This is a genomic window from Bacillus sp. B.PNR1, from assembly GCF_030386235.1.
Lineage (GTDB): Bacteria > Bacillota > Bacilli > Bacillales > Bacillaceae > Bacillus > Bacillus stercoris.
In genome coordinates, this window is record NZ_JANYMN010000001.1 from 551,344 (window position 1) to 573,598 (window position 22,255).

24 protein-coding genes and 1 other annotated feature are annotated in these 22,255 nt (G+C 43.4%); of the genes, 23 read left to right on the forward strand and 1 reads right to left on the reverse strand.

What is annotated here, in order from left to right; genetic code table 11:
* Positions 1-47 precede the first annotated feature (47 nt).
* The 8 genes from hemW (at position 48) to mtaB (ending at position 9,228) form a co-directional block, all read left to right on the forward strand.
* A complete protein-coding gene (gene hemW / locus NZD81_RS03020) occupies positions 48-1,187 on the forward strand; it encodes a radical SAM family heme chaperone HemW (RefSeq protein WP_134975323.1) in 1,140 nt (379 codons plus the stop codon).
* An 80-nt stretch (positions 1,188-1,267) separates the two neighbouring features.
* On the forward strand, positions 1,268-2,299 hold the full coding sequence (gene hrcA, locus NZD81_RS03025; RefSeq protein WP_003226167.1) for a heat-inducible transcriptional repressor HrcA: 1,032 nt from the start codon (positions 1,268-1,270) through the stop codon (positions 2,297-2,299).
* A 71-nt stretch (positions 2,300-2,370) separates the two neighbouring features.
* Positions 2,371-2,934 carry a nucleotide exchange factor GrpE gene (grpE, locus tag NZD81_RS03030; RefSeq protein WP_014664659.1) on the forward strand — a complete coding sequence of 188 codons (564 nt, stop codon included), beginning with the start codon at positions 2,371-2,373 and terminating at the stop codon, positions 2,932-2,934.
* Between the two features lie 23 nt (positions 2,935-2,957).
* Positions 2,958-4,793: a molecular chaperone DnaK gene (dnaK, locus tag NZD81_RS03035; RefSeq protein ID WP_014664658.1), complete on the forward strand. Its 1,836-nt coding sequence runs from the start codon at positions 2,958-2,960 to the stop codon at positions 4,791-4,793.
* A gap of 199 nt (positions 4,794-4,992) precedes the next feature.
* Positions 4,993-6,120 (forward strand): molecular chaperone DnaJ, encoded by a 1,128-nt coding sequence (gene dnaJ, locus NZD81_RS03040; RefSeq protein WP_014114461.1) that lies wholly within the window; start codon positions 4,993-4,995, stop codon positions 6,118-6,120.
* A 24-nt stretch (positions 6,121-6,144) separates the two neighbouring features.
* A complete protein-coding gene (gene prmA / locus NZD81_RS03045) occupies positions 6,145-7,080 on the forward strand; it encodes a 50S ribosomal protein L11 methyltransferase (RefSeq protein ID WP_282372729.1) in 936 nt (311 codons plus the stop codon).
* Between the two features lie 22 nt (positions 7,081-7,102).
* Entirely contained in the window at positions 7,103-7,873 is a 771-nt protein-coding gene (locus NZD81_RS03050) for a 16S rRNA (uracil(1498)-N(3))-methyltransferase (RefSeq protein ID WP_282372727.1), read from the forward strand.
* Entirely contained in the window at positions 7,873-9,228 is a 1,356-nt protein-coding gene (gene mtaB / locus NZD81_RS03055; protein ID WP_069149893.1) for a tRNA (N(6)-L-threonylcarbamoyladenosine(37)-C(2))-methylthiotransferase MtaB, read from the forward strand. The genes NZD81_RS03050 and mtaB overlap by 1 nt, the downstream gene beginning before the upstream one ends.
* A 36-nt stretch (positions 9,229-9,264) precedes the next feature.
* Here mtaB and NZD81_RS03060 read toward each other — a convergent pair whose 3' ends face one another.
* Positions 9,265-10,188: a Na/Pi symporter gene (locus NZD81_RS03060; protein ID WP_014664654.1), complete on the reverse strand. Its 924-nt coding sequence runs from the start codon at positions 10,186-10,188 to the stop codon at positions 9,265-9,267.
* Positions 10,189-10,360: 172 nt separating this feature from the next.
* Between NZD81_RS03060 and rpsU the strand changes: the two genes are divergently transcribed.
* From rpsU to recO, 15 genes are all read left to right on the forward strand, one after another.
* A complete protein-coding gene (gene rpsU, locus NZD81_RS03065) occupies positions 10,361-10,534 on the forward strand; it encodes a 30S ribosomal protein S21 (RefSeq protein WP_003152957.1) in 174 nt (57 codons plus the stop codon).
* A gap of 14 nt (positions 10,535-10,548) precedes the next feature.
* Complete coding sequence (locus NZD81_RS03070; protein ID WP_040082586.1) at positions 10,549-10,995, forward strand: GatB/YqeY domain-containing protein; 447 nt, start codon at positions 10,549-10,551, stop codon at positions 10,993-10,995.
* A 130-nt stretch (positions 10,996-11,125) separates the two neighbouring features.
* Positions 11,126-12,439, forward strand: coding sequence for an NfeD family protein (locus tag NZD81_RS03075; RefSeq protein ID WP_282372722.1), 1,314 nt, complete (start codon positions 11,126-11,128; stop codon positions 12,437-12,439).
* Between the two features lie 21 nt (positions 12,440-12,460).
* Positions 12,461-13,456, forward strand: a complete 996-nt coding sequence (gene floA, locus NZD81_RS03080; protein ID WP_014664652.1) for a flotillin-like protein FloA — start codon at positions 12,461-12,463, stop codon at positions 13,454-13,456.
* 24 nt (positions 13,457-13,480) lie between these two features.
* Positions 13,481-13,900, forward strand: coding sequence for a hypothetical protein (locus NZD81_RS03085; protein WP_014664651.1), 420 nt, complete (start codon positions 13,481-13,483; stop codon positions 13,898-13,900).
* Positions 13,901-13,956: 56 nt separating this feature from the next.
* The gene (gene yqfC / locus NZD81_RS03090) at positions 13,957-14,238 is read left to right on the forward strand and encodes a sporulation protein YqfC (protein ID WP_003237082.1); all 282 of its coding nucleotides are present in this window, start codon (positions 13,957-13,959) and stop codon (positions 14,236-14,238) included.
* A gap of 18 nt (positions 14,239-14,256) precedes the next feature.
* Entirely contained in the window at positions 14,257-15,453 is a 1,197-nt protein-coding gene (gene yqfD / locus NZD81_RS03095) for a sporulation protein YqfD (RefSeq protein WP_282372718.1), read from the forward strand.
* Positions 15,450-16,409 carry a PhoH family protein gene (locus NZD81_RS03100; RefSeq protein ID WP_014477373.1) on the forward strand — a complete coding sequence of 320 codons (960 nt, stop codon included), beginning with the start codon at positions 15,450-15,452 and terminating at the stop codon, positions 16,407-16,409. The genes yqfD and NZD81_RS03100 overlap by 4 nt, the downstream gene beginning before the upstream one ends.
* 78 nt (positions 16,410-16,487) lie before the next feature.
* Positions 16,488-18,623, forward strand: a complete 2,136-nt coding sequence (pgpH, locus tag NZD81_RS03105) for a cyclic-di-AMP phosphodiesterase PgpH (RefSeq protein ID WP_080488017.1) — start codon at positions 16,488-16,490, stop codon at positions 18,621-18,623.
* Positions 18,624-19,097: an rRNA maturation RNase YbeY gene (gene ybeY / locus NZD81_RS03110; RefSeq protein ID WP_014664648.1), complete on the forward strand. Its 474-nt coding sequence runs from the start codon at positions 18,624-18,626 to the stop codon at positions 19,095-19,097.
* On the forward strand, positions 19,078-19,449 hold the full coding sequence (locus NZD81_RS03115; RefSeq protein ID WP_069149890.1) for a diacylglycerol kinase family protein: 372 nt from the start codon (positions 19,078-19,080) through the stop codon (positions 19,447-19,449). Before ybeY ends, NZD81_RS03115 begins: the two co-directional genes overlap by 20 nt.
* Positions 19,450-19,567: 118 nt before the next feature.
* Entirely contained in the window at positions 19,568-19,978 is a 411-nt protein-coding gene (locus NZD81_RS03120; RefSeq protein ID WP_014664646.1) for a cytidine deaminase, read from the forward strand.
* Positions 19,959-20,864: a GTPase Era gene (gene era, locus NZD81_RS03125; RefSeq protein WP_282372713.1), complete on the forward strand. Its 906-nt coding sequence runs from the start codon at positions 19,959-19,961 to the stop codon at positions 20,862-20,864. Before NZD81_RS03120 ends, era begins: the two co-directional genes overlap by 20 nt.
* 147 nt (positions 20,865-21,011) lie before the next feature.
* Complete coding sequence (locus tag NZD81_RS03130; protein WP_003230053.1) at positions 21,012-21,155, forward strand: YqzL family protein; 144 nt, start codon at positions 21,012-21,014, stop codon at positions 21,153-21,155.
* Between the two features lie 36 nt (positions 21,156-21,191).
* On the forward strand, positions 21,192-21,959 hold the full coding sequence (recO, locus tag NZD81_RS03135) for a DNA repair protein RecO (protein WP_014664644.1): 768 nt from the start codon (positions 21,192-21,194) through the stop codon (positions 21,957-21,959).
* Positions 21,960-21,998: 39 nt separating this feature from the next.
* Positions 21,999-22,173, forward strand: a binding site (T-box leader).
* Positions 22,174-22,255: the final 82 nt, after the last annotated feature.

Consider the following 22,255-nt stretch of genomic DNA (forward strand, 5'->3'; position numbering starts at 1 on the left):
GCCGCAGTCCTGTACTGCGGCTTCTTTCTGTAAAGAAGGTGAATCCGTTGAAATCAGCTTATATCCATATTCCATTTTGTGAGCATATTTGCCACTACTGCGATTTCAATAAATATTTTATTCAAAGTCAGCCTGTCGACGAGTATTTAAACGCACTCGAACAGGAAATGATAAATACAATAGCAAAAACTGGGCAGCCAGACCTCAAAACAATCTTTATCGGAGGAGGCACGCCGACCTCCCTGTCTGAGGAACAGCTCAAAAAGCTGATGGACATGGTCAATCGCGTGCTGAAGCCATCAAGCGACTTATCGGAATTTGCTGTAGAAGCGAATCCGGACGACTTGTCCGCAGAGAAATTAAAGATATTAAAAGAAGCAGGCGTAAACCGCCTCAGCTTTGGTGTTCAAACATTCGAAGACGATCTGTTAGAAAAAATCGGCCGAGTGCATAAGCAAAAAGATGTATTCGCCTCTTTTGAAAGAGCGCGGGAAATCGGTTTTGAGAATATCAGTCTTGATCTAATGTTCGGGCTCCCGGGGCAAACCCTCAAGCATCTGGAACATTCCATAAACACTGCTTTATCACTGGATGCCGAGCATTATTCCGTATACTCCCTTATTGTAGAACCGAAAACGGTATTTTATAATTTGATGCAAAAAGGGCGGCTTCATCTTCCGCCGCAGGAGCAGGAAGCTGAAATGTATGAGATGGTGATGAGCCGGATGGAAGCTCACGATATTCATCAATATGAAATCAGCAACTTTGCTAAGGCGGGCATGGAATCCAAGCACAATCTGACGTATTGGAGCAACGAACAATATTTCGGTTTCGGAGCAGGGGCCCACGGATATATCGGCGGCACACGAACAGTGAACGTCGGACCTGTTAAGCATTACATTGACCTGATTGCTGAAAAGGGTTTTCCGTACAGAGATACACATGAAGTGACAACAGAAGAACAGATTGAGGAAGAAATGTTTTTAGGTTTGAGAAAAACAGCCGGAGTCAGCAAAAAACGATTCGCAGAAAAATACGGCCGTTCCCTGGATGAACTTTTCCCAAACGTATTAAAAGACCTCGCTGAAAAAGGGCTGATTTACAATTCGGAGTCTGCCGTTTATTTGACCCATCAAGGGAAATTATTAGGCAATGAAGTTTTTGGCGCTTTTTTGGGTGAGTTATAATTGACATTTTTCTTGTGGTTTGATACTTTTGTTATAGAATTAGCACTCACTTATTGAGAGTGCTAACAGAGGTGATGATGATGTTAACAAATCGTCAGCTGCTGATCCTTCAGGTTATAATCAACGATTTTATTAAATCGGCACAGCCGGTAGGATCGAGAACTCTTTCGAAAAAAGATGAAATCACATTTAGCTCTGCAACAATTAGAAACGAGATGGCTGACTTGGAGGAATTGGGCTTTATTGAAAAAACCCATTCATCCTCAGGGCGTGTTCCGTCAGAAAAAGGGTATCGGTACTATGTTGACCATTTGCTGTCACCCGTTAAACTGACGAAAAGCGACCTGGACCAAATCCACTCGATCTTCAAAGAGAAAATTTTCGAGCTGGAGAAGACAGTTCAAAAATCAGCGCAAATTTTGTCCGATCTGACGAATTACACATCCATCGTACTCGGGCCGAAGCTGAGTGAGAATTACCTTAAACAGATTCAAATCATACCGATTCAGCCTGATATGGCGGTAGCGATTCTCGTTACCAATACGGGGCATGTGGAAAACAAAACGATTAACTTTCCGGCCAAAATGGATCTGTCTGATATTGAAAAACTGGTAAATATACTGAACGACCGTTTAAGCGGCGTTCCAATGGATGAACTGAATGAGCGCATATTTAAGGAAGTTGTCATGTACCTAAGACAGCACATTAAGAACTATGACAATATACTCGATGCGCTTCGATCAACCTTTCATTCCACAAATCACGTCGAAAAGTTGTTTTTTGGCGGAAAAATCAATATGCTAAATCAGCCGGAGTTCCATGATATTACCCGTGTTCGGTCGCTGCTTTCATTAATTGAGAAGGAACAGGATGTTCTTAAGCTGGTTCAATCCCCGCACACGGGAATTTCGATTAAAATCGGAAAAGAAAACGACTATGAAGAGATGGAAAACTGCAGTCTGATTACGGCATCTTATTCCGTTGACCAGAAACAGATCGGCTCAATTGCGATCATCGGTCCGACCCGCATGAATTATTCCAGGGTTGTCAGCCTGCTTCAGCATGTGACTTCGGACTTGTCAAAAGCATTAACAAATTTGTATGATGAATAAGGGAATTTTGGCAAATTTTATCGAAGGGCAGCACCTGTCCTTCTCCTTATACTTTGAGGGAGGTGAACACAATGTCAGAAGAAAAACAAACCGTTGAACAAAACGAAACAGAAGAGCAAGAAATCATTGAAGAACAAGCTGCCGCCGATGAACAGCAAGAGGAAACAAATGAAAGCGAACTTCTTCAAAATCAAATTAACGAATTGCAAGGTTTGCTTGAAGAAAAAGAAAACAAACTTTTGCGTGTTCAAGCAGACTTTGAAAACTATAAACGACGCAGCCGTTTAGAGATGGAAGCGTCCCAAAAATACCGTTCTCAAAATATCGTGACTGATTTGCTGCCGGCTCTTGACAGCTTTGAACGAGCGCTGCAGGTTGAAACCGACAATGAACAGACGAAAAGTTTGCTCCAGGGAATGGAAATGGTCCACCGTCAGCTCGTAGAAGCCTTGAAAAAAGAAGGCGTCGAAGCCATCGAAGCTGTAGGGCAGGAATTTGATCCTAATCTGCACCAAGCCGTTATGCAGGCTGAAGACGAAAATTACGGCTCCAACATTGTTGTTGAGGAAATGCAAAAAGGCTATAAGCTGAAGGATCGCGTCATTCGCCCTTCCATGGTCAAAGTGAATCAATAATTACATAGCAGGAGGTTATTCAAGTGAGTAAAGTTATCGGAATCGACTTAGGAACAACAAACTCATGTGTGGCAGTGCTTGAAGGCGGCGAGCCTAAAGTTATTGCTAACGCTGAAGGAAACCGCACAACGCCATCAGTTGTTGCATTCAAAAACGGCGAACGCCAAGTAGGGGAAGTGGCTAAACGCCAATCTATCACAAACCCTAACACAATCATGTCTGTTAAACGCCATATGGGTACTGACTATAAAGTGGAAATTGAAGGAAAAGATTACACTCCTCAAGAAGTGTCTGCTATCATCCTTCAACACCTTAAATCATACGCTGAAAGCTATCTTGGCGAAACAGTATCAAAAGCAGTTATCACAGTTCCTGCTTACTTTAACGATGCTGAGCGTCAAGCGACAAAAGACGCTGGTAAAATTGCAGGTCTTGAAGTAGAACGTATCATCAACGAACCTACTGCAGCAGCGCTTGCATACGGACTTGATAAAACAGATGAAGATCAAACGATCCTAGTATACGACCTTGGCGGCGGTACATTCGACGTTTCAATCCTTGAACTTGGCGACGGTGTATTCGAAGTTCGTTCAACTGCCGGTGACAACCGTCTGGGCGGGGACGATTTTGACCAAGTCATCATCGATCACCTTGTATCTGAATTCAAAAAAGAAAACGGCATTGATCTGTCAAAAGACAAAATGGCGCTTCAACGTTTGAAAGACGCAGCTGAAAAAGCGAAAAAAGATCTTTCCGGCGTATCTTCTACGCAAATTTCTTTACCGTTTATCACAGCTGGAGAAGCAGGACCGCTTCACCTTGAACTTACATTAACTCGCGCTAAATTTGAAGAGCTTTCTTCTCATTTAGTAGAGCGCACAATGGGTCCTGTCCGTCAAGCGCTTCAAGATGCAGGACTTTCTGCAAGCGAAATCGACAAAGTCATCCTTGTCGGCGGATCAACTCGTATCCCTGCCGTACAAGAAGCAATCAAAAAAGAAACTGGAAAAGAAGCGCATAAAGGCGTAAACCCGGATGAAGTTGTAGCGCTTGGTGCTGCGATTCAGGGCGGCGTTATCACAGGTGACGTAAAAGACGTGGTTCTTCTTGACGTTACACCGCTTTCTCTCGGTATCGAAACAATGGGCGGCGTGTTCACAAAACTGATCGACCGCAATACGACGATCCCGACAAGCAAATCTCAAGTGTTCTCAACTGCTGCTGATAACCAAACAGCTGTTGATATCCATGTTCTTCAAGGTGAGCGCCCAATGTCTGCCGACAACAAAACACTCGGCCGCTTCCAGCTTACTGATATCCCGCCAGCACCGCGCGGCGTACCGCAAATCGAAGTTTCTTTCGATATTGACAAAAACGGTATCGTAAACGTAAGAGCGAAAGACTTAGGCACAGGAAAAGAACAAAATATTACAATCAAATCTTCTTCAGGTCTTTCTGATGATGAGATCGAACGCATGGTAAAAGAAGCGGAAGAAAATGCTGACGCTGATGCGAAGAAAAAAGAAGAAATCGAAGTCCGCAACGAAGCAGATCAGCTTGTTTTCCAAACTGAGAAAACATTAAAAGATCTTGAAGGCAAAGTGGATGAAGAACAAGTGAAAAAAGCCAATGATGCCAAAGACGCTTTAAAAGCGGCGATTGAGAAAAACGAATTTGAAGAGATCAAAGCGAAAAAAGATGAGCTTCAAGCAATCGTCCAAGAGCTTTCTATGAAGCTTTATGAAGAAGCTGCTAAAGCACAGCAAGCTCAAGGCGGAGCAAGCGCTGAAGGCAAAGCGGATGACAACGTTGTCGACGCTGAATACGAAGAAGTAAACGACGACCAAAACAAAAAATAAATTCTTTTTAAAGTCAGTCCCGCTTCCGGGGCTGACAGAAAAGAACACATTTCATAATCTGATTCAATGATTAGAAAGTCAAAGTCAGGCATCTCTTGGCTTTGACTTTTTTTCTTGCCCGGGATAAAAGGAATTGAAAAATCATAATTCAAAATGATACAATCTAATTTATGTGAGAAATTCGGGAGAGTGAAGCGAGATGAGTAAGCGTGATTACTATGAAGTGCTGGGAGTAAGTAAGAGCGCTTCAAAGGATGAAATTAAAAAAGCTTATCGGAAGCTGTCAAAAAAATATCATCCTGATATTAACAAAGAAGCCGGATCAGATGAAAAATTTAAAGAGGTAAAAGAAGCGTACGAAGCGCTGTCAGATGACCAAAAACGTGCGCATTACGACCAATTTGGGCATACTGATCCTAATCAGGGCTTCGGCGGCGGAGGTTTTGGCGGCGGCGATTTCGGCGGCTTTGGTTTCGATGATATTTTCTCAAGTATTTTCGGCGGAGGAACAAGACGAAGAGATCCAAACGCTCCGCGCCAAGGTGCCGATTTACAATATACGATGACCTTGTCGTTTGAGGATGCCGCTTTCGGTAAAGAAACAACGATTGAAATTCCGCGCGAGGAAACGTGCGACACATGTAAAGGCTCAGGTGCGAAACCTGGAACAAACCCGGAAACGTGCTCCCACTGCGGAGGCTCCGGCCAGTTAAACGTGGAGCAAAATACGCCGTTTGGAAAAGTCGTGAACAGACGGGTCTGCCACCACTGTGAAGGTACGGGCAAAATTATTAAAGACAAGTGTGCGGATTGCGGCGGCAAAGGAAAAATCAAAAAACGCAAAAAAATCAACGTGACAATTCCAGCCGGTGTAGATGACGGACAGCAGCTTCGTCTCTCGGGACAGGGTGAACCAGGAGTAAACGGCGGCCCTGCCGGGGATTTATTTGTCGTGTTCCATGTGCGCGCCCACGAGTTCTTCGAGCGTGACGGCGATGATATTTACTGTGAAATGCCGTTAACGTTTGCTCAGGCTGCTCTTGGAGATGAGGTAGAAGTTCCGACGCTGCATGGAAAAGTGAAATTGAAAATTCCAGCCGGTACACAAACGGGAACGAAATTCAGATTAAGAGGAAAAGGCGTTCAAAATGTCAGGGGCTATGGACAGGGTGACCAGCATATCGTCGTCCGCGTCGTTACGCCGACAAACCTGACAGATAAACAAAAAGACATTATCCGCGAATTTGCCGAGGTCAGCGGAAACCTGCCTGATGAACAGGAAATGAGTTTCTTTGACAAGGTAAAACGCGCATTTAAAGGCGATTAATTATTGGATGAGGAGTTGGTAGTTTTGAAATGGTCCGAATTAAGCATTCACACAACACATGAAGCGGTCGAACCTATCTCAAATATATTGCATGAAGCTGGTGCAAGTGGGGTTGTGATAGAGGACCCGCTTGATTTAATTAAAGAACGTGAGAATGTGTACGGGGAAATCTACCAGCTCGACCCCAATGATTATCCTGATGAGGGTGTCATTGTCAAAGCATATCTGCCGGTTAACAGTTTTCTAGGCGAAACTGTAGACGGCATTAAAGAAACGATTAATAATCTCCTTCTTTACAATATTGATTTGGGCAGAAATCACATCACCATTTCTGAAGTAAATGAAGAAGAGTGGGCGACTGCCTGGAAAAAGTATTATCATCCTGTGAAAATTTCTGAAAAGTTTACGATTGTGCCGACGTGGGAGGAATATACACCGGTCCATACTGATGAACTGATTATTGAAATGGACCCGGGAATGGCTTTCGGCACAGGGACACACCCGACAACCGTGCTCTGCATTCAGGCGCTTGAACGCTTTGTGCAAAAGGGTGATAAGGTGATTGATGTTGGTACAGGTTCCGGAATTTTAAGTATTGCGGCTGCAATGCTTGAGGCTGAATCGGTTCATGCCTACGATCTTGATCCCGTAGCTGTAGAAAGTGCACGCCTCAATCTCAAGCTGAACAAAGTGAGCGATATTGCACAAGTGAAGCAAAACAACTTGTTAGACGGGATTGACGGTGAACATGATGTGATTGTGGCCAACATTTTGGCTGAAGTCATTCTTCGCTTTACTTCACAAGCGTACAGCCTGTTAAAAGAAGGCGGACATTTTATTACGTCAGGTATCATCGGCCATAAAAAACAAGAAGTAAAAGAAGCATTGGAACAAGCTGGCTTCACCATTGTAGAAATCCTTTCAATGGAAGATTGGGTCAGCATTATTGCGAAAAAATAACAGTTAGTAGGTGTCACAGCGTATGCAACGATATTTTATCGAGCTCACGAAGCAGCAAATAGAGGAAGCGCCGGCTTTTTCGGTTACCGGCGAAGATGTTCATCATATTGTGAACGTGATGAGAATGAATGAGGGAGATCATATCATCTGCTGCTCTCAAGACGGCTTCGAGGCAAAATGTGAACTTCAATCTGTTTCCAAAGATAAAGTGTCCTGCCTTGTGATAGAATGGACGAATGAAAACAGAGAGCTTCCGATAAAGATCTATATTGCGAGCGGCCTCCCGAAAGGTGATAAGCTTGAATGGATTATCCAAAAGGGGACTGAGCTCGGAGCTCATGCCTTTATTCCCTTCCAAGCCGCGCGTTCTATTGTCAAGCTGGATGACAAAAAGGCGAAGAAAAAGCGGGAAAGATGGACGAAAATTGCGAAGGAAGCGGCTGAACAATCGTACCGTAACGAAGTGCCGCGAGTGATGGATGTCCATTCTTTTCAGCAGCTTCTTCAAAGGATGCAGGATTTCGATAAATGTGTCGTTGCATACGAGGAGTCATCGAAGCAAGGGGAAATAAGCGCATTCAGCGCGGTTGTAAGCAGCCTTCCGAAAGGATCATCTCTTTTGATCGTATTTGGTCCCGAAGGCGGTTTAACAGAAGCGGAGGTTGAACGGCTCACTGAGAAAGACGGTGTGCCGTGCGGCCTTGGACCGAGAATTTTAAGGACAGAAACCGCTCCGCTATATGCGTTGAGTGCGATTTCTTATCAAACAGAGTTATTAAGAGGTGATCAGTAATGGCAACTGTTGCTTTCCATACGCTTGGCTGTAAAGTCAACCATTATGAAACAGAAGCAATCTGGCAGCTTTTCAAAGAAGCGGGCTATGAAAGAAGAGACTTTGAACAAACAGCTGATGTATATGTCATTAATACATGTACAGTAACTAATACTGGAGATAAAAAAAGCCGCCAAGTGATCAGACGCGCCATTCGTCAAAATCCTGACGGTGTCATCTGTGTCACAGGCTGCTACGCACAAACCTCACCTGCTGAGATTATGGCGATCCCTGGTGTCGATATTGTAGTTGGAACACAGGACCGTGAAAAAATGCTTGGCTACATTGACCAATACCGTGAAGAACGCCAGCCGATTAACGGCGTCAGCAACATCATGAAAGCAAGAGTATATGAAGAGCTCGATGTGCCTGCTTTCACGGACCGGACAAGAGCGTCATTGAAAATACAAGAGGGCTGCAATAATTTCTGCACATTCTGTATCATTCCGTGGGCGCGCGGCCTGCTACGCTCCCGCGACCCTGAAGAAGTCATTAAACAAGCGCAGCAGCTTGTCAATGCGGGCTATAAAGAAATTGTTCTTACAGGTATTCACACGGGCGGTTACGGCGAAGATATGAAAGATTACAACTTCGCTAAGCTTTTGAGCGAATTAGACTCTCGTGTAGAAGGCGTGAAACGGATCAGAATTTCTTCAATCGAAGCCAGTCAAATCACTGACGAAGTGATCGAAGTCTTAGACCGCTCAGATAAGATAGTGAATCATTTGCATATTCCTATCCAATCCGGCTCAAACACAGTGCTTAAACGGATGAGACGCAAATATACAATGGAATTCTTTGCAGACCGTTTAAACAAATTGAAAAAAGCACTGCCAGGCTTAGCCGTTACTTCTGATGTTATTGTTGGGTTCCCTGGTGAAACAGAAGAAGAATTTATGGAAACCTATAACTTTATTAAAGAACATAAATTCTCTGAACTGCATGTTTTCCCTTATAGTAAACGTACAGGAACACCAGCTGCGCGAATGGAAGACCAAGTGGATGAAAACGTGAAAAACGAACGTGTGCACCGCCTGATTGCTCTTTCTGACCAGCTTGCAAAGGAATACGCTTCTCAGTATGAAAATGAAGTGCTTGAGATTATCCCTGAGGAAGCGTTTAAGGAAACAGAAGAAGAAAATATGTTTGTCGGTTACACAGACAATTATATGAAGGTTGTTTTCAAAGGCACGGAAGATATGATTGGCAAAATTGTAAAAGTCAAAATCCTAAAAGCAGGTTATCCTTACAACGAAGGACAATTTGTCCGTGTTGTTGAGGATGAAATAACTGAACATATGCGTTTGTCTTCTTAACCTAAAAAACCGGTGCATTTAAAATGTCCCGGTTTTTTATTTAGCTGGGATTAGAAGGTGAATCAATCGGTAAAACAAGTTTGTAAGCGGAAGAAATAAAAGAGCTGTCACTACATTAAATAAAAGGCTGAAATGAGCAATCCTTTGGGCGGGATCGGGTGATAACTGTTCTACAAAGCCAGTCGCTGCGGTCAGAAAAGGCAATACTAGAGCCACGCCTAGCACATTAAACACTACATGGGCATACGCTGTCTGTTTCGCCGCATATCCGCCGGATACAGCCGCCATGACAGCTGTAATGCATGTCCCGATATTTGATCCGAGCACAACGCTCATCGCCTGTGTCAATCCGATAATCCCTTCATTCATAAAACTCATTAAAATGCCGATACAGACAGAGCTGGAATGAATGATGGCAGTTAACACCATTCCGATGAGCAAAGCTGACCAGTTCGAATCGTTAACGTGGTATAAAACGTCGGCTCCCGTTTTCAGCTTTGTCAGCGGCCCGGCAAGATGGCTGAATCCACTGATGCAAAAGAAGATGATGCCCAATCCGAGGAAACTTGTTCCCAGCTGTTTTAAAGGATACCTGCCAGTCAGAAAAAACAATAAACCGCCTATTAAAAGAACCCAAATCAAAATATCCATTTTGATGGCAATAAATTCAGTTGTAAAAGTAGAGCCAACATTTGTCCCCAGAATCATCGGTATCGTCCGCTTAAAAGAAAGAACGCCCGCACTGACAAAGCCGATGACAATGACCATAAAGGCTGAACTGCTCTGAAGTATCCCCGTAAATACAATGCTGATAAGAAACGCTTTTAATGGGTGGTCCGTAAATAATAGCAAACGGTCTTCAATTTTTGAGTACGCCATCGATATTAAGCCTTTTCGAAGCATATTCATGCCTGCGAGAAAGAATAATATAAGAGCTGTAAAACTGATCAGAATCAACATCCTATTCACCAACCCCTTTCTATCATTATATAGACAGGCAGTCTCACTCATGACGGAAAAGTGAACTGACTTAGTTGACCTGACTGATGGCTTATATTATAATGTCAAAGTACATGTTTATATGTGTAACTTAAAGGTAGTCGATTGGTGTATTCGGAGGGAGGGAAAGAGAATGTCAAAAACGGTCGTTAGAAAAAACGAATCGCTTGAAGATGCTCTTCGTCGCTTCAAACGCAGTGTATCAAAGACAGGTACTTTGCAAGAAGCAAGAAAGCGTGAATTTTATGAAAAACCTAGCGTAAAGCGCAAGAAAAAGTCTGAAGCTGCTAGAAAACGCAAATTCTAAAAGAGGGTGGATTTATGAGTCTTCTTGAGCGTCTCAACCAGGATATGAAGCTGTATATGAAAAACCGTGAGAAAGACAAACTGACTGTCGTTCGAATGGTTAAGGCTTCACTTCAAAATGAAGCAATTAAGCTTAAGAAAGACAGTTTGACCGAGGATGAGGAACTCACTGTCCTTTCTCGTGAACTTAAGCAACGTAAAGACTCCCTCCAGGAATTTTCAAACGCTAATCGTTTAGATTTAGTAGATAAAGTTCAAAAAGAGCTGGACATTTTAGAAGTTTATTTACCTGAGCAGCTGTCAGAAGATGAGCTGCGTACAATCGTAAATGAAACTATTGCAGAGGTCGGTGCGAGCTCAAAAGCGGACATGGGCAAAGTGATGGGGGCAATTATGCCTAAAGTAAAAGGTAAAGCTGACGGAAGTTTAATTAATAAGCTTGTGAGCAGTCAACTGTCTTAAATGGCAAAGAAAAGGACATCTTTCTAAGAGAGATGTCTTTTTTTATACATAAAAAAATGAAACCTTTGATACATTTGTTACGTATGAAGAGAAGGCACTTATTATAAAAGGAAGGAGGGATACACAGCCCTTGCTTCAAATCAAAGGATTCCGTGCTGTTCTTTTGAGTATATTTTTACTTTCTTTATTTGGCGTACAGCTGAACGCAAAAGCAGAAAAACAAACTGTATATGTGATCCCGGTTGAGAAAAATGTCGAACAGGGTCTCGCCTCGTTTTTGTCCCGTTCGTTACAAGATGCAAAGGATGCACATGCAGCCCACATTATTCTTGATATCAATACACCGGGGGGATTAGTCAAATCTGCTATTGATATGGCGGATGTGATCACCGAAAGCGAGATCCCCGTAACTGCATATGTAAACAAACGCGCGTTGTCTGCTGGTGCATACATTGCGCTGCAAGCCGATCACATTTATATGGCGCCTGGCGGAAAAATGGGAGCCGCCGCGATTATTGATGGCCAAGGCAATGCTGCTGACCAAAAAGCTGAATCACTTTGGCTGGCAGAGATGGAAGATGCCGCAGTGAAAAATAATCGCGATCCAAAATATGCGCTCGCAATGGCTGACCCGGATATAGATGCCAAGGAAGTCGGCGCGCCTAAGAGAGATCTGCTGACACTTAACGCAGACAAGGCGATGGAGGTAGGCTATTCAGAAGGCACTGCTGACAATGTATCCGCGCTCGTAAAGAAGCTTGGGTTCGAAAAAGCGCAGATCAGCTATGCAAAGGAAAGCTTTGCGGAAAAAACAGCAAGATGGCTGACGAGTCCGGTCATTGTCCCCATTCTGCTGACTATCGCTTTTTTAGGTCTGACAGTAGAGCTTTTTTCCCCGGGTGTCGGCCTCCCTGGAACGGCTGGATTCATTGCGTTATTGCTGTTTTTCTACGGTCATCTCGCAGCAGGCCTTGCCGGGTATGAGACGGTTCTCCTCTTTATCGCAGGGGTGATCCTCATCCTGCTTGAGATTTTCCTTCCTGGAGGAATCATTGGTTTACTTGGCTTGGGGTCGATTATTGTGAGCCTGTTTTTAGCCGCGGGGAGCTTCACTGTCATGGCGGTTTCTCTCTTGATCGCCACAGCTGTTTCAATTACAGCTTTTATTTTACTGACAAGGGTGTTGGGAAAGCGTATGAAATTCTTTAGAAAATTGATATTAAATGATTCTACAAATACCGAGAGCGGCTACGTATCAAATCAAACGCGGACGGACCTAATGGGAAAGGTGGGTATAACCTCTACACCGCTGCGTCCTTCCGGTACCGTCATTATTGACGATGAACGCCTTGACGTTGTTTCGGAGGGATCGTTTACAGAAAAAGATAAGAAAGTAAAAGTGATTAAAGTAGAAGGCTCACGTATTGTCGTGAGAGAAATTTAAATAGAAACGAGGAGAAGTTATATGGATCCGTCAACATTTATGATTCTGGCAATTGTCGCAGTTGCGATCATTGTTTTGGCTGTATTTTTTACATTTGTTCCTGTAATGCTTTGGATTTCAGCTTTAGCAGCCGGAGTGAAAATCAGCATTTTCACCCTGGTTGGGATGAGACTTCGCCGCGTCATACCGAATCGGGTTGTTAACCCGCTGATTAAAGCGCATAAAGCGGGACTTAATGTTGGAACAAACCAGCTTGAAAGCCACTACCTGGCCGGAGGTAATGTTGACAGAGTTGTCAACGCGCTTATCGCCGCCCAGCGAGCTAACATTGAACTCACATTCGAGCGTTGTGCTGCCATTGATCTTGCAGGCCGGGACGTGTTGGAAGCTGTTCAAATGAGCGTTAATCCTAAGGTCATTGAAACGCCGTTCATTGCCGGTGTGGCCATGGACGGTATTGAAGTGAAAGCGAAAGCGAGAATCACAGTAAGAGCGAATATCGAACGTCTCGTCGGGGGAGCGGGGGAAGAAACCATTGTTGCCCGTGTCGGTGAAGGGATCGTCTCTACAATCGGTTCATCCGAAAATCACAAAAAAGTGCTTGAAAACCCCGACATGATTTCTCAGACGGTACTAGGAAAAGGATTGGACTCAGGAACGGCATTTGAAATTCTCTCGATTGATATTGCTGATGTTGACATCGGCAAAAACATCGGTGCGATTTTACAAACTGATCAGGCCGAGGCTGATAAAAACATCGCGCAGGCAAAAGCGGAAGAACGACGTGCAATGGCTGTCGCTCAAGAACAGGAAATGCGCGCCCGCGTAGAAGAAATGCGCGCGAAAGTGGTAGAAGCCGAGGCGGAAGTGCCGCTTGCGATGGCGGAAGCCTTGCGTGAAGGGAATATTGGCGTCATGGATTACATGAATATCAAGAACATTGATGCTGACACAGATATGCGTGATTCATTCGGCAAGCTGACGAAAGACCCGTCGGATGAAGACCGCAAATCATAATCTCTCTAAGAAGGGAGAACGCTGATGGAAGATCTACTGACAAATCCGCTTATTATTGCAGCGATCATCGGAATTATTTCTGCGATTTTCGGCAAAAAGAGCAAAGAAGAAAAGCAAAACAGCCAAAAAAGAAAAATACCTCAACAGGTGCAAACTGCTTCCCCTCAAAAGAAGCAGTCAAAAGAAGAAGCTCCTGCACCTATCCCTAACCGTATGGAACAGGCAAGACGGGAAGCGGAAGAAAGACGCAGGGAAACAGAAAGAAATCTGAAAGGGCTGGAACGAGATCTTGCTGCTGCCAAACAAAAAGCGGTATACACAAAACAAAAAATGCTCCAGGTGAATAAAGACACCGTGGTACAGGGGATCGTTCTAGGAGAGGTATTCGGACCTCCAAGGGCGAAAAAACCTCATCATACGATGCGCCCGGCCCGTAAAAATTAAAGTGTTAGAACCTCCTTTCAAATCATACATATGAGATGAAAGGGGGTTCTTTTTGTATGGGGCAAAGAAAGAATCGTGTGAAAGCTTGGCTGACAAGAGCATTGGAAATTCCCCCGGACGTTATGATGGATCTGCCGAGGATTACAATGGTTGGCAGACTTCATATCTACATAGAAAACCACAGAGGCCTTTTGCTTTTCAGCGAGAATGAAGTGAGGCTGATGCTGAAGCAGGGCCAGTGCATCATATCTGGTAAAAATTTTGTCATCAAGGCGATTCTTCCGGAAGAAATACTTTTGGAGGGTACGATTGATGTCGTTCGATATGTTGAGTCATAAAGCCGAGGGGGAAATGTTGTGAAAAATAAATGGCTGTCTTTTTTTTCGGGTAAGGTCCAGCTTGAATTGACGGGAAGAGGGATTGAGCGGCTCCTTAATGAATGCACAAGACAGGGGATTCCAGTCTTTCATGTCAAAAAAAAGAAAGAAGCCGTATCGTTATATATACAGCTTCAGGATGTACATGCCTTTCGGCGGGTGAGAAGTAAATTTAAATGTAAAGCCCGATTTATCAATCGGAAGGGTTTTCCCTTCCTGTTGCTGAAATCAAAGCTGAATATAGGGTTTACGATCGGTTTTGCGATTTTTTTCATCCTTTTGTTTCTGCTTTCCAATATGGTGTGGAAAATTGATGTGACAGGCGCTAAGCCTGAAACAGAGCATCAAATGAGGCAGCATCTTAATGAAATCGGCGTCAAAAAGGGCCGGCTGCAGTTTTTAATGATGTCGCCCGAAAAAATACAGAAATCATTAACCAATGGAATAGACAATATCACCTGGGTCGGCGTTGATCTGAAGGGGACGACCATTCACATGAAAGTTGTGGAGAAAAATGAGCCCGAAAAAGAAAAGTATGTTAGCCCGCGCAATATTGTCGCCAAAAAGAAAGCAACGATTACGAGAATGTTTGTGCAAAAAGGGCAGCCCATGGCCGCCATACACGACCATGTTGAAAAGGGACAGCTGCTTGTTTCTGGGCTGATTGGCAGTGAAGACCATCAGCAGGAAGTCGCCTCAAAAGCAGAAATTTACGGAGAAACCTGGTATAGATCAGAAGTGACAGTCCCGCTTGAAACATTATTTAACGTCTATACGGGCAAAGTAAGGACAAAGCACAAGCTTTCTTTTGGCTCGTTGGCAATCCCGATCTGGGGGATGACGTTTAAAAAAGAGGAATTGAAGTATCCAAAAACAGAACAAGAAAAGCACTCGCTTCATTTTCTCGGATTTAAGCTCCCTGTATCCTATGTCAAAGAGCAAACAAGAGAAAGTGAAGAGGCTTTGCGAAAATATACGAAAGAAGAAGCAGTTCAAGAAGGCATTAAATTGGGTAAACAGGATGTAGAGGATAAAATAGGCGAAAACGGCGAGGTGAAAAGTGAAAAAGTTTTGCACCAGACTGTTGAGAATGGTAAAGTAAAGTTGATTATTCTCTACCAAGTTATAGAAGATATCGTTCAAACCACACCTATTGTCAGGGAGACTGAAGAATGACAGAACATTTACTTGCGATGAATCAAAAACTGAAAAACCCGGACGAGGCGCTTTCACTCTTCGGGAACCAAGATTCTTTTTTGAAATTGATGGAGAAAGATCTGAATGTAAATATCATTACGCGCGGCGAGACGATTTATGTTTCAGGCGATGATGAATCGTTTCAGATTGCAGACAGGCTGCTGGGATCACTCCTCGCTTTAATTCGCAAGGGGATAGAGATCTCTGAACGTGATGTGATTTACGCCATCAAAATGGCAAAGAAGAATGAACTTGAATACTTTGAAAGCATGTATGAAGAAGAAATTACAAAAAACGCAAAAGGCAAATCAATCCGTGTAAAAACAATGGGACAGCGGGAATACGTGGCCGCTATGAAGCGGAATGACCTTGTATTCGGCATTGGTCCGGCGGGAACCGGGAAAACGTACCTGGCTGTCGTAAAAGCAGTCCATGCTTTAAAAAACGGACATATTAAAAAAATCATTTTAACAAGGCCTGCCGTGGAAGCCGGTGAAAGCCTCGGTTTTCTCCCAGGTGACCTAAAAGAAAAAGTAGATCCTTATTTGCGCCCGCTGTATGACGCTCTCCATGATGTGCTTGGTGCAGATCATACAGAACGTCTGATGGAAAGAGGCATCATTGAAATTGCTCCGCTTGCATATATGAGGGGACGGACGCTCGATGATGCTTATGTTATACTTGATGAAGCACAGAATACCACGCCTGCTCAAATGAAAATGTTTTTGACGAGACTGGGTTTTGGCTCTAAAATGATCATTACAGGTGACGTTAGCCAAATTGACCTGCCGAAAGGCGTCAAATCGGGACTTGCAGTAGCGAAGGAGATGCTGAAAGGAATAGACGGCATTTCTATGATTGAGCTAGACCAGACAGACGTGGTCAGACATCCGCTTGTTGCGAAAATTATTGAAGCATACGATAAGCAAAATTAATGCTGAATGACCCGATCGCGCGTTATCGGGTCATTTTTATGATTGCTTGTGGGCTTGATGTTTCAAGAGGAGGTTCTTGTGTTGAAAAAGAAGGCTAAGACCAAAAGCAGCTCAAAAAAATGGAGCAATTTTAAAAATGCCCGCTCCATGCATGTACTGCTGTATCTTCTGCTGGCTGCCATTATGTTTGCTTTGCTCTTTGTACATGTTAAGCCGGAAACACTTGATTTGGACCTGTTTTCAGTCAGCGACAAGACCATTTATGCTCCGGCAACCGTGGAAGATCAAAAAGCCACGGAGGAAAAAAAGCAAGCCGCTGAGGACGCGGTTGAGGATCAATATACATTAAAAAAAGAATACACAGATAATCGGATAGACCTTGTGTCATCAATATTCGACAGTATCAGTGAAGTGAAAAAATCATCGGAAGAAAGCAGCAAATCCCCATCGGAAAAATCAATGGTCAAATCCGTAAAGGATAAATTGACGTCAGATGTGAATGATTCCATATCCGAGGACTCCATCAAGACATTGCTGAAAGCAGACAGTGAAGACTTTTCTTTTGTCAGAGATACGGTCATTACCGCAGTAAATACGGTCATGAGCAGTGAAATCCCTTCGGATAAGCTATCTGATGCAAAGGATAAAGTAGAAAAAGAGCTAAAGAGCAATTCTATTCCATCTAAATACTTGGGAGCTGCGACAGAAATCGGGCGTTTTGCTATTATTCCGAATTACGTCTTCGATCCGAAAGCAACAGAGGCAAAGCGGCAGGAAGCGTCAGACAATGTCCAGCAAGTTCAAATCAAACAGGGGCAAGTGCTCGTGGAAGAAAATGACCTTATTGATCGGGAAGTGTACAGAAAACTTGAGCTGACCGGGTTATTAAATAACTCAAATCTCTTTAAGCCGATCAGCGGGCTATTGATTATGATCGGACTGTTCATTGCAACACTTGTATATTATTTTGAAAAACAGAAACAAAACCTAAAGTTTAAAAACCAATCCATTCTGCTATTCTCTATTATCACAACACTTTTGCTTGTGATCATGGAGGTTGTCAGTTTGTTTCAGAAGATGGAATATAATAATATCGGCTATCTGGTTCCCATTGCGGCCGGGGCCATCTTAATCAAACTGCTGATGAATGAACGCATTGCCATTTTGGGAAGTATCATTCTTGCGATTTGCGGGAGTATGATGTTTAATCAGGGTGTGACAGGAACATTCAATTATGTCATAGGGATTTATTATTTGATTAGCGGCATTTCAGGCGTTTTATTTTTAGGAAAACATAATGCAAGGTCAAAAATTTTGCAGACCGGACTTTTCGTTGCGTTTATTAATATGGTTGTTGTTCTTTCCTTATTATTGATCCAGAACACCGCACTGTCGGGTCTTGAAATCGGCACGTTAATGCTCATGGGTGTTGTGTCGGGGTTTGCATCATCGGTATTGATCATCGGCCTGATGCCGTTTTTCGAGACAGGCTTTGGCATTTTATCCACCATGAGGCTGCTCGAGCTGTCTAATCCTAACCATCCGCTATTGCGCAAAATACTGACAGAAACACCAGGTACATATCATCACAGTGTAATGGTCGCCAATTTATCAGAGGCAGCCTGTGAAGCGGTTGGGGCTAATGGTTTGCTTGCAAGAGTCGGCGCATATTATCACGATCTCGGAAAAACAAAGCGCCCGCAATATTTTATTGAAAACCAAATGAATATTGACAATCCGCATGACAAACTGTCTCCTCAGCTGAGTAAAAATATTATCATCTCGCATACGACTGACGGTGCGAACATGCTGAGAAGCTATAAATTTCCGAAAGAGCTTGTCGATATTGCTGAGCAGCATCATGGAACCTCGCTTTTAAAGTTTTTTTACTATAAAGCGAAGGAAAAAGGCGACCAGATTACAGAGGAAGAGTTCCGTTATCCGGGGCCGAAGCCGCAGTCAAAGGAAGCCGCAATTATATCAGTGGCCGACAGTGTTGAAGCGGCCGTCAGATCCATGCATAACCCAAATCCTGAACGAATTGAAAAGCTTGTCCGGGGTATTATATCCGATAAGCTTCAGGACGGACAGTTCAGTGAATGCGATTTGACATTTAAAGAGCTGGATACAATCGCAAAAACGCTCTGTGCAACATTAAAAGGAATTTTCCACTCCCGGATTGAATATCCGGAGGCTACTAAGAAGGTGAAATAGATGAGTTTACTGATTGATATCGTTGATGAAACAGGAAGCGTCTCAGAAGAGATGCTCAAAGAAGTAGAAAATCTGCTTCAATTTGCTGCTGAGCGTGAAGGCGTTCAGGATCAGGCTGAGGTTTCTGTCACGATCGTTACCAATGATGACATACAGCAGATTAACAAAGAATACCGGGGAAAGGATACACCGACAGATGTCATCTCATTTGCTCTTGAAGAAGAGGGAGAAGGCGAGGTCGAAATCGTGGGCGCCGAGATGCCTCCGGTTTTAGGTGATATTATCATCAGTGCCGATCGCACAAGAGAGCAGGCAGAGGAGTATAATCATTCTTTTAAAAGAGAGCTCGGATTTCTTGCCGTACACGGATTTCTGCACCTTTTAGGATATGACCATATGACGAAAGAGGAAGAAGAGGAGATGTTTACTAAGCAAAAGGATTTGCTGGACGCTTATGGACTCAAGAGATCATAGAAATGAGCTGAAGCGATTCTACAAAAGCTTTGTGCATGCAGGCCGGGGAATCTGGAAAACAGCGCGGACGGAGCGGAATTTCCAATTTCATGCCGCAGCCGCCTGCGTTGTTCTCATTTGCGGCTTCCTTGTAGGACTCAGCACGATAGAGTGGGTGATTATATTCCTTTTGATTGGCGGAATGTTTTCGCTTGAGCTTTTAAATACAGCCGTTGAACATACGGTTGATTTAATAACTGACAAACATCACCCTCTTGCTAAAGCGGCCAAGGACGCTGCCGCCGGGGCTGTTTGCGTTTTTGCCGTCATTTCGTGTATCATTGGTTTACTTATTTTTTTGCCAAAGCTGTAATGGCTGAAAATTCTTACATTTATTTTACATTTTTAGAAATGGGCGTGAAAAAAAGCGCGCGATTATGTAAAATATAAAGTGATAGCGGTACCATTATAGGTAAGAGAGGAATGTACACATGAACAGACAAGAATTAATAACAGAAGCTTTAAAAGCGCGTGATATGGCATATGCGCCGTATTCCAAGTTCCAAGTAGGAGCCGCTCTTCTTACCAAGGATGGAAAAGTGTACAGAGGCTGCAACATTGAGAACGCTGCATACAGCATGTGCAATTGCGCTGAGCGTACCGCTTTATTTAAAGCTGTTTCTGAAGGGGATACAGAGTTTCAGATGCTGGCCGTTGCGGCTGACACCCCTGGACCGGTATCTCCGTGCGGAGCCTGCCGCCAGGTGATTTCTGAGCTTTGCACAAAGGACGTTGTTGTCGTACTGACTAATTTACAAGGACAAATAAAAGAAATGACTGTGGAAGAATTACTGCCAGGCGCATTTTCATCGGAGGATTTACATGACGAACGAAAGCTTTAAATCAGGATTTGTATCCATTATTGGAAGACCAAACGTAGGAAAGTCTACATTTTTGAACAGAGTCATAGGGCAAAAAATCGCGATCATGAGCGATAAGCCCCAAACGACGAGAAACAAGGTGCAAGGGGTATTAACGACAGGCACATCACAAACCATTTTTATTGACACACCAGGGATTCATAAACCTAAGCATAAGCTCGGGGACTTTATGATGAAAGTGGCGCAAAATACATTAAAAGAAGTTGATTTGATCTTGTTTATGATCAATGCCGAGGAAGGCTACGGGAAAGGCGACGAATTCATCATTGAGAAATTGCAGCAGATGTCTACGCCTGTATTTTTGATCGTAAACAAAATTGATAAAATTCATCCCGACCAATTGCTTTTGTTAATTGACGAATACCGCAGACGTTATCCTTTTAAGGAAATTGTTCCGATTTCTGCTCTAGAAGGAAATAACATCGAAACATTGCTCGCTCAGATTGAAGCGTATTTGCCGGAAGGGCCGCAATTCTATCCGAGTGATCAGGTCACCGACCACCCAGAGCGATTTATCATTTCTGAATTAATCAGGGAAAAGGTGCTGCATTTGACGAGAGAAGAAATCCCGCACAGCATTGCGGTGGCCATCGAATCCATCAAAGGGCAGGACAACGGTTCTGTGCATGTAGCGGCAACGATTGTGGTCGAGCGGGATTCCCAGAAAGGCATCGTAATTGGTAAAAAAGGAAGTCTACTGAAAGAGGTCGGAAAAAGAGCGAGGGCGGATATTGAAGCACTGTTAGGCTCCCGTGTCTACCTTGAATTGTGGGTGAAAGTGCAGAAAGATTGGCGCAATAAAATGTCCCAGCTTCGCGATTTTGGCTTTAAAGAGGACGAATATTAATCTCTTGCCGTGTGGGACATTATCTCACAGGAAAAAGGATACATTAGCAAATTTTGTTTAACATGAAATGGAGGACATCTGGTCAAGATAAAGGTAAGAATTTGGAATTTAGGTAAGCTAGTTTAACTACAGAAAGGTGGGTTTCTTGTGTTGAATTTTACCTGGAACGTATTTTCTCAAACAGGAAATGTTGATACGTATCTTCTTTTTAAAGAACTGGAAAAAGAGAACATGGAAAGACCCGAAGAACTAGAAGATGAGCTAGCCCGATTTGATTATCCAATTTTATAAACCTCTTGGCCGCTCCTGCTTTAGGAAGGTGCGGAAATGCTGACAAAATGTGAAGGGATCGTTCTTCGCACAAATGATTACGGAGAGACGAATAAAATCGTAACATTACTGACAAGAGAACACGGAAAAATAGGTGTTATGGCACGAGGCGCCAAAAAACCGAACAGCCGTTTATCAGCAGTCAGCCAGCCCTTTTTGTATGGTTCATTTTTAATGCAAAAAACATCAGGCCTCGGAACGCTTCAGCAGGGGGAAATGATCCTCAGCATGAGAGGCATCAGGGAAGACTTGTTTTTAACAGCCTATGCCGCATATATTGCTGAATTAGTCGACAGAGGCACAGAGGAAAGAAAGCCAAATCCTTATTTATTTGAATTTATATTAGAATCACTAAAACAGCTGAATGAAGGAACAGATCCGGATGTTATCACCTTCATTGTTCAAATGAAGATGCTCGGTGTCATGGGGCTGTATCCTGAGCTGAATCATTGTGTACATTGTAAAAGCCAAGACGGAACTTTTCACTTTTCTGTCCGTGATAATGGTTTTATATGCCATCGCTGTTTTGAAAAAGATCCTTACAGGATTCCGATTAAACCGCAAACAGCAAGGCTGTTGAGACTCTTTTATTACTTCGATCTGTCGAGGCTGGGCAATGTGTCCTTAAAAGAGGAAACAAAAGCTGAATTAAAGCAAGTGATTGATTTGTATTACGAAGAATATTCAGGGTTATATTTAAAATCAAAGCGCTTTTTAGATCAAATGGAAAGCATGAAACATCTTATGGGTGAAAACAAAAGTTGACATCTGGTCCATCTTTTTATATGATCATTTATTATAAAATATGTTGCAGTGAGAGAAAGAAGTACTTGCGTTTACCTCATGAAAGCGACCTTAGGGCGGTGTAAGCTAAGGATGAGCACGCAACGAAAGGCATTCTTGAGCAATTTTAAAAAAGAGGCTGGGATTTTATTCTCAGCAACTAGGGTGGAACCGCGGGAGAACTCTCGTCCCTATGTTTGCGGCAGGCAAGCATAGAGACGGGAGTTTTTTGGTTGCTGCCGCAGTCATTTTATGAAAGAAAAGTGGAGGTGCTTGAA